Below are 13147 nucleotides of genomic sequence, written 5' to 3' on the forward strand. Positions count from 1 at the left end.
TTGTGGCACAGGAATATACTGTTGAACAATTGAACCACGGCCGCAAAGTCTATGACTTTATGCGCTGGGACTACTGGGCCTTCGCCATCTCCGGCCTGCTGCTTGTCGCCTCTATCGTGGTGATGGGCGTACGCGGGTTTAACTGGGGGCTCGATTTTACCGGCGGTACGGTTATCGAGATTGGCCTGGAAAAACCGGCGGATCTGGATGTGATGCGCGAGTCGCTGGAGAAGGCGGGCTTTGAAGAGCCGCTGCTGCAGAACTTCGGCAGCAGCCGCGACATCATGGTCCGTATGCCGCCAGCCCAGGGCGAAACCGGCGGGCAGACGCTCGGCACCAAAGTGGTGAACGTCATTAACCAGGCGACCGGTCAGAACGCGGCGGTAAAACGTATCGAGTTCGTCGGCCCGAGCGTAGGCGCTGACCTCGCCCAGGCGGGCGCGATGGCGCTGCTGGTCGCGCTGCTTTCCATTCTGGTATACGTCGGGTTCCGCTTTGAGTGGCGCCTCGCGGCCGGTGTGGTTATCGCGCTGGCGCACGACGTGATTATCACCATGGGCGTACTGTCGCTGTTCCGGATCGAGATTGACCTGACCATCATCGCCTCGCTGATGTCGGTTATTGGTTACTCGCTCAACGACAGCATCGTGGTTTCCGACCGTATTCGTGAAAACTTCCGCAAGATCCGTCGCGGAACGCCTTACGAAATCTTTAACGTGTCGCTGACCCAGACGCTGCAAAGGACGTTAATCACATCCGGTACGACGCTTGTCGTGATCCTGATGCTTTATCTGTTCGGCGGCGCGATGCTGCAGGGCTTCTCGCTGACCATGCTTATCGGTGTCTCTATCGGTACGGCGTCGTCCATTTATGTCGCTTCCGCCCTGGCGCTGAAGCTTGGCATGAAGCGTGAACACCTGTTGCAGCAGAAGGTGGAAAAAGAGGGCGCGGATCAACCGTCTCTCCTGCCGTAATCGCGCAGCAGCGTTTTACGTTATTAAAACCGCAGGTTCAGGCCTGCGGTTTTTTTTCGCCTTGATAATGAGTAAGTGAGAAGAAAGAAAAGGCGATGAACGTATATCTTTAGCGGCTAACCGCAGGGCGCGATAATCAACGCCCATAAAAAAGCCAGCAGGCGCTGGCTTTTTCACAGGTTCACCGGGGTAAGGCTTAGAAGTTGTAACCTACCACCAGGTAACCGCCCCAGCCCGTAGTGCGGGTGTTGTAGTTGGTGAAGCGCAGCTGCGCATCATCGTTCCACTGACCGCCGTTGTGCCAGTAACGCGCGACCACGGAGTAGTGCCAGTGATCATAGTTCAGCGCCAGAATATGGCTGGAGGCGATGGAATCGTTAGTGCGGGCTTTCACGCCATTGAGCGCATAACCGCCTTTATCACCGAGGTCTGAACCCCAGTCAAAGTTGGTGAAGCCGATGTAGCTCAGGTTGCCGCCCCACAGCTGGGTGATCGGCACGAAGTATTTCACTTTAAAGCGGTAGCCGTCCCACTCGTTCTGGTTTTCTGCACCGTAGTTCTGCCACTGGTATTTGGCATAAACGTTCAGGGAGAGGCTCATCGGCAGGCCGGTGTCGATATCGGTACCAAGACCCATATACCAGGTGCTCTGACGGCCAGAAGCGTTGCGGCCCATATCGTAGATATAGTTATTCGCGAAATACCACTCTTTGAACGGGCCAAACGCCAGGCTGGTGCCGGTCAGCTTATCGATAGAGAAGCGCGGTTCGATCTCCACAAACAGCGGGGAACCGTGGTTCCAGATCCCTTTAGCATCGGTGTTACCGCCGAAGAAAACCGGGGCGTCCGCGTAACCGTAGAAATCAAACCAGTCTTTTTTGGCGAACGCTTCATATTCCAGATAGGTATCGTTGCGGATGAACGGTCCGAAGCGCGTGTGGTAGCTGCCCACTACGTTAACGCTCTGGTGCCACCAGTCGGAAACAAACTCACTATTGCTGGTTTCTGCCGCGCCGGCAGTAAAAGAGGTGGAGAGCGCCAGGGCTGCACCGGCAGCTAAAACAATTTTTTTCATAATAGAGCCACTGTTTTCAGGAAATCCCCATTTCTGGGTGGAGTAATGCTTTCGCGCAACGCGGATAAACCGCCGCCGCATAAATTGTGCTGCCTATTATAAGTATCCAGCCTCACAAAAATATGTGGCGTTTCACATTCTTGTCATATACGTAATCGATTGCGTTCACGTTTGCGTACATCGGAACGCGGATTCTAGCGGCATAAGGGAACTAAGCCAACTCCTGTTACACCATTTTTTACGTTCGGGAGCGCAGAAGAGAGGAATTCACGGCGCGAGAAAAGCAAGAAAAGCGAGCGGCGCGAATGTAACAAACTCCGCGCCGCAGATGGTGAAGCACTCAGGGCGCGACGACGGCGTCGCCGGCGATAAGCGGCTGGATATCATGCACGCGGATAAAGCCCAGCTGTTCCGGCGTGATGCCGGTCAGCGTCAGCGGAATGGAGACATCGCTCGGCGCCAGCGTGCTGGCAGGCGCGCTGAACGGCTGGTTCTGCACGTTCACTTCCTGGTAGTTTTCCGTCGTCCCCTGCAACTGGCCCCATTCGACGGTGCCGGTAAAAGCAGGCAGCGGATCGCTGGATTCGCTCTGGATGTACAGCGTCGCCTGCGTGCCGTTCGCGTCCGCCGTAACGTTGCGCAGCGACATCTTCAGCATACCCAGCTGGCTGCTTAGGCGAGCGGGCGTGTTGGAGCCCGGCAGCAGGTAGACGCCGCTTTTCGATTTCACATTCAGCGCGTTCTGCTGCGTGATTTTGACGGTCTCCTGCTTGAGCTTTGTCATCTCCTGATTGAGCGTGCTGACATTCTGGTGCATCTGGCGCACTTCGCTTTGCGGCGCGCAGGCGCTTAAGGCCAGCGCGCTGGCGACGATAGACCATTTCAGATAACGTGTTGTCATTGTTCGCTTTTCCTGAAAGAGTGGCGGTCTGTTCATGGTAGAGCGTAACGGCGCGTCCGGCATAGCGCCTTTGTCTCAAAAAGGTTGCGTCTTTGTAGTCCCGCCAGTTCAGGGTAAACTGTTGTTCAGTTAACTTTTTCAGTCAGGAAGCGCTATGCATTGCCCGTTCTGTTTCGCCGTTGACACTAAAGTGATCGATTCCCGCCTGGTGGGAGAAGGCTCCTCAGTGCGCCGCCGCCGCCAGTGCCTGGTGTGCCATGAACGTTTCACGACGTTTGAAGTCGCGGAGCTGGTCATGCCGCGGGTGGTGAAAAGCAACGACGTGCGCGAGCCTTTCAATGAAGACAAACTGCGCAGCGGCATGCAGAAAGCGCTGGAAAAACGCCCGGTCAGCTCCGATGACGTGGAGATGGCCATCAACCATATCAAATCCCATCTGCGCGCGACCGGCGAACGTGAAGTGCCAAGCAAACTTATCGGCAATCTGGTGATGGAGCAGCTTAAAAAGCTCGATAAAGTCGCCTATATCCGTTTTGCGTCGGTCTACCGCAGCTTTGAAGATATCCGCGAATTCGGCGAAGAGATCGCCCGCTTACAGGATTAACTGATGTCTGACGAATTTTACATGGCGCGCGCGCTTAAGCTCGCGGGCCAGGGACGTTTTACCACGCATCCGAACCCGCGCGTGGGCTGCGTGATTGTTAAAGAGGGCGTTATCGTCGGCGAAGGCTTTCATCTGCGCGCCGGCGAGCCACATGCCGAAGTGCATGCGCTGCGCATGGCGGGCGACAAGGCGCGCGGCGCCACCGCGTATGTCACGCTTGAACCCTGCAGCCACCACGGGCGCACGCCGCCGTGCTGCGATGCGCTGATTAACGCGGGCGTCGCGCGCGTCGTCGCGGCGATGCAGGATCCGAACCCGCAGGTGGCGGGCCGCGGCCTGTACCGTCTTCAGCAGGCGGGCATTGAGGTCAGTCATGGCCTGATGATGAGCGAGGCCGAAGCGCTCAATAAAGGCTTTCTCAAGCGTATGCGTACCGGTTTTCCGTTTATTCAGCTCAAACTCGGCGCGTCGCTTGACGGACGCACGGCGATGGCGAGCGGCGAAAGCCAGTGGATAACCTCGCCGCAGGCGCGGCGCGACGTGCAGCGTCTGCGCGCCGAAAGCCATGCTATCCTCACTACCAGCGCCACGGTGCTGGCCGACGATCCGTCAATGACCGTGCGCTGGGACGAACTCGGCGAAGAAACGCAGGCGGTTTATCCGCGTGAAAACCTGCGCCAGCCGCTGCGGATCGTGCTCGATCGCCAGAATCAGGTGACGCCCGCGCACAAGATCGTCAATCAGCCCGGCGAGACCTGGCTTGCCCGCGCCTGCCCGGACGACACCGTCTGGCCAGAGGGCGTCGAACAACTGCCGACGCCCGTGCACAACGGCAAGCTCGATCTGGTGCTGCTGATGATGCAGCTTGGCAAACGCCAGGTGAACAGCCTGTGGGTCGAGGCGGGCCCGCAGCTCGCTGGCGCGCTGCTTCAGGCGGGCCTGGTCGATGAGCTGATTGTTTATATGGCGCCGAAACTGCTCGGCAGCGAGGCCCGCGGGCTATTCGCGCTGCCAGGTCTTGAGCGGCTTGCCGACGCACCGCGCCTGGAATTTCGCGACGCCGTACAGGTCGGCCCCGATTTGCGCCTGCGCCTGACGCTCGCCTGAGGGCGGGACGTAAAACGTAAGCAGTGCGCGAAAGAGTATGATAAAATCCGCCCCCCTGCGGGGGCTACATAACCCTAAGGTAAGAGTATGAACATTATTGAAGCTACCGTTGCTGCCCCGGACGCTCGCGTCGCCATCGCCATTGCGCGTTTCAACAACTTCATCAACGACAGTCTGCTGGAAGGCGCTATCGACGCCCTGAAACGCATTGGTCAGGTAAAAGATGAAAATATCACCGTCGTGTGGGTGCCGGGCGCTTACGAGCTGCCGCTGGCGGCTCAGGCGCTGGCGAAAACCGCAAAATATGACGCGGTGATTGCGCTCGGTACGGTGATTCGCGGCGGCACCGCGCATTTCGAATACGTTGCCGGCGGCGCCAGCAACGGTCTGGCCCATGTGGCGCAGCACAGCGAAATCCCGGTAGCTTTTGGCGTACTCACCACTGAAAGTATTGAACAAGCCATCGAACGCGCTGGCACAAAAGCCGGGAACAAGGGCGCCGAAGCGGCGCTGACCGCGCTTGAAATGATTAATGTCCTGAAGGCTATCCAGGCCTGATTTTTTTGTAAGGGGAATTCCGTGAAACCTGCTGCTCGTCGCCGCGCCCGTGAGTGTGCCGTCCAGGCGCTTTACTCCTGGCAGTTGTCCCACAATGACATCGCCGATGTTGAATACCAGTTCCTGGCGGAACAGGATGTCAAAGATGTGGACGTGATGTATTTCCGCGAACTGCTCTCCGGGGTGGCGACCAACAGCGGCTATCTCGACGGCCTGATGAAGCCGTACCTGTCCCGTCAGCTCGAAGAGCTGGGCCAGGTGGAGAAAGCGGTGCTGCGCATCGCGCTGTTCGAACTCTCAAAACGTGACGATGTGCCGTACAAAGTGGCGATCAACGAAGCGATTGAGCTGGCGAAAGTCTTCGGCGCTGAAGACAGCCACAAGTTCGTCAACGGCGTGCTCGATAAAGCCGCGCCGCACATCCGCCCTAACAAAAAGTAATTTCCGCCTGCCGTCGGCAGGCGAGACCTGACGCTCGTTTTCTTTTACCGTTCTGTGCTTCAGGCGGGCGAAAAGCTGGCGATTGTCTACTATGGTCATCAACACGAAGAAACCTGCTATTCTTCGTCTGCTGTCTGAGGCCGGGATTCCGGCCTTTTCTTCTTCTCATCTGTTGAGGCGTAACCCTATGTCATGCGGCGAGTTTTCCCTGATTGCACGCTATTTCGATCGGGTCAGAAGCTCTCGTCTTGATGTCGAGACCGGCATTGGCGACGACTGCGCGCTGTTGGCCGTGCCGGAGAAGCAAACCCTGGCTATCAGCACCGACACGCTGGTGTCGGGGATTCATTTTTTACCGGATATCGATCCGCGCGATCTCGGCTACAAGGCGCTGGCGGTCAATGTGAGCGATCTGGCGGCGATGGGCGCCGATCCGGCGTGGCTGACGCTGGCGCTGACCCTGCCGGAGGTGAACGAACCCTGGCTTGAAGCGTTCAGCGACAGTCTGTTTGAACAACTCAACTACTACGATATGCAGCTTATCGGCGGCGACACCACGCGCGGCCCGCTCTCCATAACGCTCGGCATTCACGGTTTTGTTCCCGCCGGACGGGCGCTGAAGCGCTCCGGCGCGCGTCCTGGCGACTGGGTGTATATCACCGGCACGCCGGGCGACAGCGCGGCCGGGCTCGCGATTTTGCAAAAGCGTCTTAACGTCGAGAATGCCAGCGACGCAGGCTATCTGGTAAAACGCCATCTGCGCCCGACGCCGCGCGTGCTGCACGGTCAGGCGCTACGCGGGCTCGCCAGCGCCGCTATCGATCTCTCCGACGGGCTGATTTCCGATCTCGGGCATATCCTGAAGGCAAGCGACTGCGGCGCGCGCATTGAGCTTAACGATCTGCCGTACTCCGACGCGCTCTCCCGCCACGTTGAACCGGAGCAGGCGCTGCGCTGGGCGCTGTCGGGCGGCGAGGATTATGAACTCTGCTTTACGGTGTCGGAGATCAATCGCGGCGCGCTGGAGGTGGCGGTTAATCATCTTGGCGTGCCTGTGACCTGCATCGGCCAGCTGACCGCCGCGGCGGAAGGCATGGTATTTTTACGCGATGGCGCGCCGGTAACGCTCGACTGGAAAGGATATGACCACTTCGAAACGCACGTTTAATAAGGATGTCGCCAAAAGCCGCCTGAATTTACGCAATCCGTGGCATCTGCTCGCCACCGGGTTTGGCAGCGGCTTAAGCCCGTGGGTGCCGGGCACGATGGGGTCGCTTGCGGCGATCCCATTCTGGTATCTGATGACCTTTTTGCCCTGGCAGCTCTACTCGCTGGTGGTGATGTTTGGCATCAGTCTTGGCGTCTATCTTTGTCACCAGACCGCCAAAGATATGGGCGTGCATGACCACGGCAGCATCGTCTGGGATGAGTTTATCGGCATGTGGATTACGCTGATGGCGCTGCCGACGAATGACTGGCAGTGGGTTGCCGCCGGGTTTGTGATTTTCCGTATTTTCGATATGTGGAAGCCCTGGCCTATCCGCTGGTTTGACCGTAACGTTCACGGCGGCATGGGGATCATGGTGGATGATATCGTGGCGGGGATTATCTCGGCCGGGCTTCTCTACTGGATTGGCCATCACTGGCCCATCGGCCTGATTTAAATAAAACAGCCCTCTGCGAAGAGGGCTGTTTTTTATCTTCGCTTATTTAAAACCCACCACCGGATGCGCTTTGTAAGGCGTCTCCAGTTCGGCCATCTCTTCACGGGTGAGCGTCACGTCGACCGCGTCAATCAGCTCCTGCAACTGCTCCTCGCGCGAGGCGCCGATAATCGGCGCGACGACGCCGGGTTTGCTTAAAAGCCAGGCCAGCGCCACCTGGGCGCGGCTCACGCCTTTATCTTCGGCGATGAACGCCAGCCGTTCAGCGATTTTCGCGTCGTTCTCTTCGGTTTCGCTGTAGAGCGTTTTACCGAACTCATCGGAGACAAGACGCGCCGTAGTTTCGCCCCACGGGCGGGTCAGACGCCCGCGCGCCAGCGGGCTCCACGGGATCACGGCCACGCCCTCGCGATAGCAGAGCGGCAGCATCTCCTGTTCTTCTTCACGGTAAATCAGGTTGTAGTGGTTCTGCATAGTGACGAACGGGGCCCAGCCGTTCTCTTTTTGCAGCCGCAGCGCCTGTTCAAACTGGTGCGGATGCATCGACGACGCGCCGATGTAGCGCGCTTTACCCGCTTTCACTACGTCGTTAAGGGCTTCCAGGGTCTCTTCTATCGGCGTGTCGTAGTCCCAGCGGTGGATTTGCAGCAGGTCGACATAGTCCATGCCGAGGCGGCGCAGGCTGTCGTCAATCGAGCGCAGGATCAGCTGGCGGGAAAGCCCCTGCGGCAGGTCGCCGACCTGGTGATAGACTTTAGTGGCGACGACGACCTCTTCACGACGCGCGAAATCGCGCAGCGCGCGGCCGACAATCTCTTCGCTGCTGCCGTCGGAGTAGCTATTGGCGGTGTCGAAAAAGTTAATGCCGCCGTCGATGGCGTGTTTGATGATAAGGCGGCTGCTTTCTTCGGGGAGAGTCCAGGCGTGGTTACCGCGATCCGGCTCGCCAAAAGTCATACAGCCCAGGCACAGACGGGAAACCTGAAGATCGGTTTTTCCTAATTGCTTGTATTGCATGGTTCCGCTCCTGCTTTAGGGTCACAAAGGTCACCGTTAAGCATAGCAGGAGCGGAAACAGAGCAGGGATCAGGCGAGCCAGTCGCGCACGCGTTGTTCGATGCCCAAAGCCGTGAGGCCGATTTCAGCGCGCGCTTCATCCTGCGTGCCCTGAGGGATGAAGTGATCCGGCAGGCCAATGTTCAGCACCGGCACCGGTTTGCGTTTCGCCATCAGCACTTCGTTTACGCCGCTGCCGGCGCCGCCCATCACGGCGTTTTCTTCGATGGTGACCAGCGATTCGTGGCGCTCGGCGAGCTCCATGATCAGCGCTTCATCGAGCGGCTTCACAAAGCGCATATCCACAAGCGTGGCGTTAAGCGCTTCGGCGGCCTGGGTGGCCTCCGGCAGCAGCGTACCAAAGTTAAGCAGCGCCACTTTTTCGCCGTGGCGTTTCACCACGCCTTTACCAATCGGCAGCTTCTGGAGCGGCTCCAGCGTGACGCCGAGCGCGTTGCCGCGCGGGTAGCGAACGGCGCTCGGGCCGTCGTTGTAGTGATAGCCGGTAAACAGCATCTGGCGGCACTCGTTTTCATCGCTCGGGGTCATGATGACCATATCCGGGATGCAGCGCAGGAACGAGAGATCAAATGCGCCCTGGTGCGTCTGGCCGTCGGCCCCGACGATGCCCGCGCGATCGATAGCGAACAGCACCGGCAGTTTCTGAATAGCGACGTCGTGGATGACCTGGTCATAGGCGCGTTGCAGGAACGTGGAGTAAATCGCGACCACCGGCTTATAGCCGCCAATCGCGAGCCCTGCCGCGAAAGTCACCGCGTGCTGCTCGGCGATCGCCACGTCGAAATATTGCGCCGGATACTGGCGGGAGAACTCCACCATGCCGGAGCCTTCGCGCATGGCCGGGGTGATCGCCATCAGCTTGTCATCTTTGGCCGCGGTTTCGCACAGCCAGTCGCCGAAGATTTTTGAATAGCTCGGCTGACCGCCGCTGCTTTTCGGCAGCGTGCCGCTTTCCGGATCGAATTTCGGCACCGCGTGGAAGGTGATCGGATCTTTTTCCGCCGGCTCATAACCACGGCCTTTCCTGGTCATGATATGCAGGAACTGCGGGCCTTTGAGATCGCGCATGTTTTTCAGCGTATGCACCAGCCCCAGCACGTCGTGGCCATCCACCGGGCCGATATAGTTAAAGCCCAGCTCTTCAAACAGCGTGCCCGGCACGACCATGCCTTTAATGTGCTCTTCGGTACGTTTAAGCAGCTCTTTGATGGGCGGAACGTTAGAGAACACGCGCTTGCCGCCTTCGCGAAGCCGTGAATAGAGCTTGCCGGAAAGCAGTTGCGCCAGATGGTTATTGAGCGCGCCGACGTTCTCGGAAATCGACATTTCGTTGTCGTTCAGAATAACCAGCATATCCGGGCGAATATCGCCCGCGTGGTTCATTGCCTCAAACGCCATGCCCGCGGTGATCGCGCCATCGCCAATCACGCAGACGGTGCGGCGGTTTTTCTCTTCGCGCACCGCCGCGACGGCGATGCCGATGCCGGCGCTGATAGAAGTGGACGAGTGACCGACGCTTAACACGTCATATTCGCTCTCGCCGCGCCAGGGGAACGGGTGGAGGCCGCCTTTCTGGCGGATAGTACCGATGCGGTCACGGCGGCCAGTCAGGATTTTATGCGGATACGCCTGGTGGCCGACGTCCCAGACCAGCTGGTCGAACGGCGTGTTGTAGACGTAATGCAACGCCACGGTAAGCTCGACCGTGCCAAGCCCGGAGGCGAAGTGTCCGCTGGAGCGGCTCACGCTGTCGAGCAGGTAACGACGCAGTTCGTCGCACAGCTTCGGCAAACTCTCTTTTGGCAACAGGCGCAGCTCCGCTGTGGAGTCCACCAGCGCCAGGGTCGGGTATTTGGCAGTATCAAAACTCATCAGAGACTCATCGTGGTGTTATACGTTTATTTATCACGTTGGATTATGAAATTCGCTAACGCTTCCAGTGTCGCGGTATCCAGCGCTTGTGCTTTCAGCGGCGCCAGCGCCGCCAGAGCGTCGTCGCACAGACTGCGCGCTTTCGCCTGGGCGTGCTCAAGACCCAGCAGGGCGGGGTAGGTGCTTTTGCCAAGTTGCTGATCGGCGCCCTGGCGTTTTCCAAGGGTTGCAGTATCACCCACCACATCCAGAATGTCATCCTGTACCTGGAAGGCGAGGCCGATGCTTTCGGCGTAGCTGTCGAGGTAAACCAGCGCGTCGCGGCCTTTATCGCCGGCGCACAACGCGCCCATTCGCACGGCGGCGCGGATAAGCGCGCCCGTCTTGTGACGATGGATACGCTCCAGCGCGTCGAGATCCACCTGCTGGCCTTCGGCTTCGAGATCGAGCGCCTGGCCGCCGCACATGCCCGCCACACCGCTGGCTTTCGCGAGTTCAGACACCATCGCGAGCCGGTCGCGCAGCGCGACATTTTCCATCGGCGCGTCGCTTAAAATAGAGAACGCCAGCGTCTGTAACGCGTCGCCCGCAAGAATGGCGCTCGCTTCGCCAAAGCGAATATGGCAGGTCGGCTGTCCGCGGCGCAGATCGTCATCGTCCATGGCCGGCAGATCGTCATGCATCAGCGAATAGGCGTGAATACACTCAATGGCTGCCGCCGGGGCGTCGAGCGCCGTCGGGTTGACCCCAAACATCTCGCCGGTGGCGTACACCAGAAACGGCCGCAGGCGTTTACCGCCTAATAATGTGCCGTAGAGCATCGCCTCAACCAGTGGACTCTTCTGAAACGGCAGATCGCCGATAAAATGCTGTAACGCGCGGTTGGCCCGCTCGGCCTGCGACTGAAGCTGTTGACTGAAATCCATGTTTACTCGGCGTCCGGCGTGAAGGGGGTAAGAGGCGCGTCCTCATTCTGAGACAACAGGATCTGAACGCGCTGCTCAGCCTGCTGCAGTTTTACCTGGCCCTGGCGCGCGAGCTGCACGCCGCGCTCAAATTCATTCAGCGCCTCTTCCAGCGGCAGATCGCCGCTTTCCAGGCGGTTGACTATCTGCTCAAGCTCCGTCAGGGCCGTTTCGAAACTGGTCGGCTGTTCATTTTTCTTCGGCATAGTAAATATCTGACTCTATGGGTTAACGGTCATGTTAGCGACACTGCATGGTAGCGGAGACGCAAAGATTAGCAAATAACGCCTTGTGGGTTGGTAATAGGCGCAGTGACACCGCGATGGTGATATACTGCCGGGCTCACGATGCAGGCGCGGTTCTGCCTGCTGTACCATTTTCTAAGCCCCGGTGGGCTTGCCAACGAATCATAGCCACCATGAAGTTTATCATTAAATTATTCCCGGAAATCACCATTAAAAGCCAGTCTGTGCGCTTGCGCTTTATAAAAATCCTGACCGGGAATATTCGTAACGTCCTGAAACACTACGATGAAAATCTTGCCGTGGTTCGCCACTGGGACCATATCGTGGTGCGTATTAAAGATGAAACCATGCACGACGCCGTGCTTGACGCCCTGACCCGTATTCCCGGCATTCACCATGTGCTTGAGGTGGACGACGTCCCGTTCACGGACATGCATGACATTTTCGAGAAGGCGCTCGCCAACTGGCGTGAGCAGCTCGAAGGGAAAACGTTCTGCGTGCGCGTTAAGCGACGCGGTCAACATGAGTTTAGCTCTATTGAAGTGGAGCGCTACGTCGGCGGCGGTTTAAATCAGCATATTGAATCTGCCCGCGTTAAACTCAAGCAGCCTGACGTCACCGTACATCTTGAGATCGAAGACGATCGCCTGCTGCTGATCAAAGGCCGCTACGAAGGCATCGGCGGTTTCCCGATCGGCACCCAGGAAGATGTGCTGTCGCTGATCTCCGGCGGTTTCGATTCCGGCGTCTCCAGCTATATGCTGATGCGCCGCGGCTGCCGCGTGCACTACTGCTTCTTTAACCTGGGCGGCGCGGCGCACGAAATCGGCGTGCGTCAGGTGGCGCACTATCTGTGGAGCCGCTTTGGCAGCTCGCACCGCGTGCGTTTTGTGGCGATTAACTTTGAGCCGGTCGTCGGCGAAATCCTGGAGAAAGTGGACGACGGCCAGATGGGCGTGGTGCTCAAGCGAATGATGGTGCGCGCGGCCTCGAAAGTGGCGGAGCGCTACGGCGTGCAGGCGCTGGTCACCGGCGAAGCGCTGGGCCAGGTCTCCAGCCAGACGCTGACCAACCTGCGTCTTATCGATAATGTCTCCGATACGCTGGTGCTGCGCCCGCTTATCTCTTACGACAAAGAGCACATCATCGATATCGCCCGTAAAATCGGCACCGAAGATTTTGCCCGCACCATGCCGGAATATTGCGGCGTGATTTCAAAAAGCCCGACCGTGAAGGCCGTGAAAGGGAAAATCGAAGCCGAAGAGGCGAGTTTCGATTTCTCTATCCTCGACCGCGTCGTGGCGGAAGCCACCAATGTGGATATCCGTGAAATCGCCGAGCAGACCGAACAGCAGGTGGTGGAAGTGGAAACCGTTAACGGTTTCGGCCCGAACGACGCGATTCTGGATATCCGCTCCGTCGATGAGCAGGATGAGAAACCGCTGGTCGTCGACGGCGTTGAGGTGGTTTCGCTGCCGTTCTACAAGCTCAGCACGAAGTTTGGCGATCTCGACCAGAGCAAAACGTACCTGCTGTGGTGCGAGCGCGGCGTGATGAGCCGTCTGCAGGCGCTTTATCTGCTGGAGCAGGGCTTTAAAAACGTGAAAGTCTATCGCCCGTAACGCACACGCGTTTCGCAGAGACAAAAATCCCCTCAACCGAGG

At 58.4% G+C, this 13147-nt stretch carries 15 protein-coding genes; 8 read left to right on the forward strand and 7 right to left on the reverse strand.

What is annotated here, in order from left to right:
* Positions 1-2 precede the first annotated feature (2 nt).
* A complete protein-coding gene (gene secF, locus AFK65_RS04890) occupies positions 3-974 on the forward strand; it encodes a protein translocase subunit SecF (RefSeq protein WP_007704847.1) in 972 nt (323 codons plus the stop codon).
* Between the two features lie 15 nt (positions 975-989).
* Here the strand turns inward: secF and AFK65_RS21995 are convergent, their stop codons facing one another.
* The 3 genes from AFK65_RS21995 to AFK65_RS04900 all read right to left on the reverse strand — a co-directional run bounded on the left by AFK65_RS21995 (position 990) and on the right by AFK65_RS04900 (position 2950).
* The gene (locus tag AFK65_RS21995; RefSeq protein WP_155886425.1) at positions 990-1151 is read right to left on the reverse strand and encodes a hypothetical protein; all 162 of its coding nucleotides are present in this window, start codon (positions 1149-1151) and stop codon (positions 990-992) included.
* Positions 1152-1170: 19 nt separating this feature from the next.
* Positions 1171-2049 (reverse strand): nucleoside-specific channel-forming protein Tsx, encoded by an 879-nt coding sequence (locus AFK65_RS04895; protein WP_038857852.1) that lies wholly within the window; start codon positions 2047-2049, stop codon positions 1171-1173.
* A 340-nt stretch (positions 2050-2389) separates the two neighbouring features.
* Positions 2390-2950 (reverse strand): SadB/YajI family lipoprotein, encoded by a 561-nt coding sequence (locus tag AFK65_RS04900; protein WP_038857850.1) that lies wholly within the window; start codon positions 2948-2950, stop codon positions 2390-2392.
* A gap of 154 nt (positions 2951-3104) precedes the next feature.
* Here AFK65_RS04900 and nrdR point away from each other — a divergent pair, with 154 nt between their 5' ends.
* From nrdR to pgpA, 6 genes are all read left to right on the forward strand, one after another.
* Complete coding sequence (gene nrdR, locus AFK65_RS04905; protein WP_007673903.1) at positions 3105-3554, forward strand: transcriptional regulator NrdR; 450 nt, start codon at positions 3105-3107, stop codon at positions 3552-3554.
* 3 nt (positions 3555-3557) lie between these two features.
* Positions 3558-4661 (forward strand): bifunctional diaminohydroxyphosphoribosylaminopyrimidine deaminase/5-amino-6-(5-phosphoribosylamino)uracil reductase RibD, encoded by a 1104-nt coding sequence (gene ribD, locus AFK65_RS04910; protein WP_007705048.1) that lies wholly within the window; start codon positions 3558-3560, stop codon positions 4659-4661.
* Between the two features lie 87 nt (positions 4662-4748).
* Positions 4749-5219, forward strand: a complete 471-nt coding sequence (gene ribH / locus AFK65_RS04915; RefSeq protein WP_004387754.1) for a 6,7-dimethyl-8-ribityllumazine synthase — start codon at positions 4749-4751, stop codon at positions 5217-5219.
* 21 nt (positions 5220-5240) lie between these two features.
* Positions 5241-5660 (forward strand): transcription antitermination factor NusB, encoded by a 420-nt coding sequence (nusB, locus tag AFK65_RS04920; RefSeq protein WP_004387753.1) that lies wholly within the window; start codon positions 5241-5243, stop codon positions 5658-5660.
* Positions 5661-5847: 187 nt separating this feature from the next.
* A complete protein-coding gene (gene thiL, locus AFK65_RS04925) occupies positions 5848-6828 on the forward strand; it encodes a thiamine-phosphate kinase (RefSeq protein ID WP_038857846.1) in 981 nt (326 codons plus the stop codon).
* A complete protein-coding gene (pgpA, locus tag AFK65_RS04930) occupies positions 6803-7324 on the forward strand; it encodes a phosphatidylglycerophosphatase A (protein WP_004387751.1) in 522 nt (173 codons plus the stop codon). Before thiL ends, pgpA begins: the two co-directional genes overlap by 26 nt.
* Positions 7325-7366: 42 nt before the next feature.
* Here pgpA and AFK65_RS04935 read toward each other — a convergent pair whose 3' ends face one another.
* The 4 genes from AFK65_RS04935 to xseB form a co-directional block, all read right to left on the reverse strand.
* Positions 7367-8341: an aldo/keto reductase gene (locus tag AFK65_RS04935; RefSeq protein WP_038857845.1), complete on the reverse strand. Its 975-nt coding sequence runs from the start codon at positions 8339-8341 to the stop codon at positions 7367-7369.
* A 69-nt stretch (positions 8342-8410) separates the two neighbouring features.
* Positions 8411-10273 (reverse strand): 1-deoxy-D-xylulose-5-phosphate synthase, encoded by a 1863-nt coding sequence (gene dxs / locus AFK65_RS04940; protein WP_007705201.1) that lies wholly within the window; start codon positions 10271-10273, stop codon positions 8411-8413.
* Positions 10274-10299: 26 nt separating this feature from the next.
* Positions 10300-11199 (reverse strand): (2E,6E)-farnesyl diphosphate synthase, encoded by a 900-nt coding sequence (ispA, locus tag AFK65_RS04945; protein ID WP_038857843.1) that lies wholly within the window; start codon positions 11197-11199, stop codon positions 10300-10302.
* A 2-nt stretch (positions 11200-11201) separates the two neighbouring features.
* Positions 11202-11444 (reverse strand): exodeoxyribonuclease VII small subunit, encoded by a 243-nt coding sequence (xseB, locus tag AFK65_RS04950; protein WP_007705279.1) that lies wholly within the window; start codon positions 11442-11444, stop codon positions 11202-11204.
* A 212-nt stretch (positions 11445-11656) separates the two neighbouring features.
* On the opposite strand from xseB, the gene thiI reads away from it, so the two are divergent.
* Positions 11657-13105, forward strand: a complete 1449-nt coding sequence (thiI, locus tag AFK65_RS04955; RefSeq protein WP_038857839.1) for a tRNA uracil 4-sulfurtransferase ThiI — start codon at positions 11657-11659, stop codon at positions 13103-13105.
* Positions 13106-13147 lie beyond the last annotated feature (42 nt).

This window comes from Cronobacter universalis NCTC 9529 (assembly GCF_001277175.1).
GTDB classification, from domain to species: domain Bacteria; phylum Pseudomonadota; class Gammaproteobacteria; order Enterobacterales; family Enterobacteriaceae; genus Cronobacter; species Cronobacter universalis.

Excerpts from the sequence above, each read along its gene's own strand:
- thiI (WP_038857839.1), top strand. The coding sequence starts at position 11,657 with ATGAAGTTTATCATTAAATTATTCCCGGAAATCACCATTAAAAGCCAG.
- ribH (WP_004387754.1), top strand. The coding sequence starts at position 4,749 with ATGAACATTATTGAAGCTACCGTTGCTGCCCCGGACGCTCGCGTCGCC.
- AFK65_RS04900 (WP_038857850.1), bottom strand. The coding sequence starts at position 2,950 with ATGACAACACGTTATCTGAAATGGTCTATCGTCGCCAGCGCGCTGGCC.
- dxs (WP_007705201.1), bottom strand. The coding sequence starts at position 10,273 with ATGAGTTTTGATACTGCCAAATACCCGACCCTGGCGCTGGTGGACTCC.
- ispA (WP_038857843.1), bottom strand. The coding sequence starts at position 11,199 with ATGGATTTCAGTCAACAGCTTCAGTCGCAGGCCGAGCGGGCCAACCGC.
- ribD (WP_007705048.1), top strand. The coding sequence starts at position 3,558 with ATGTCTGACGAATTTTACATGGCGCGCGCGCTTAAGCTCGCGGGCCAG.
- pgpA (WP_004387751.1), top strand. The coding sequence starts at position 6,803 with ATGACCACTTCGAAACGCACGTTTAATAAGGATGTCGCCAAAAGCCGC.
- xseB (WP_007705279.1), bottom strand. The coding sequence starts at position 11,444 with ATGCCGAAGAAAAATGAACAGCCGACCAGTTTCGAAACGGCCCTGACG.
- AFK65_RS04935 (WP_038857845.1), bottom strand. The coding sequence starts at position 8,341 with ATGCAATACAAGCAATTAGGAAAAACCGATCTTCAGGTTTCCCGTCTG.
- AFK65_RS04895 (WP_038857852.1), bottom strand. The coding sequence starts at position 2,049 with ATGAAAAAAATTGTTTTAGCTGCCGGTGCAGCCCTGGCGCTCTCCACC.
- thiL (WP_038857846.1), top strand. The coding sequence starts at position 5,848 with ATGTCATGCGGCGAGTTTTCCCTGATTGCACGCTATTTCGATCGGGTC.
- nrdR (WP_007673903.1), top strand. The coding sequence starts at position 3,105 with ATGCATTGCCCGTTCTGTTTCGCCGTTGACACTAAAGTGATCGATTCC.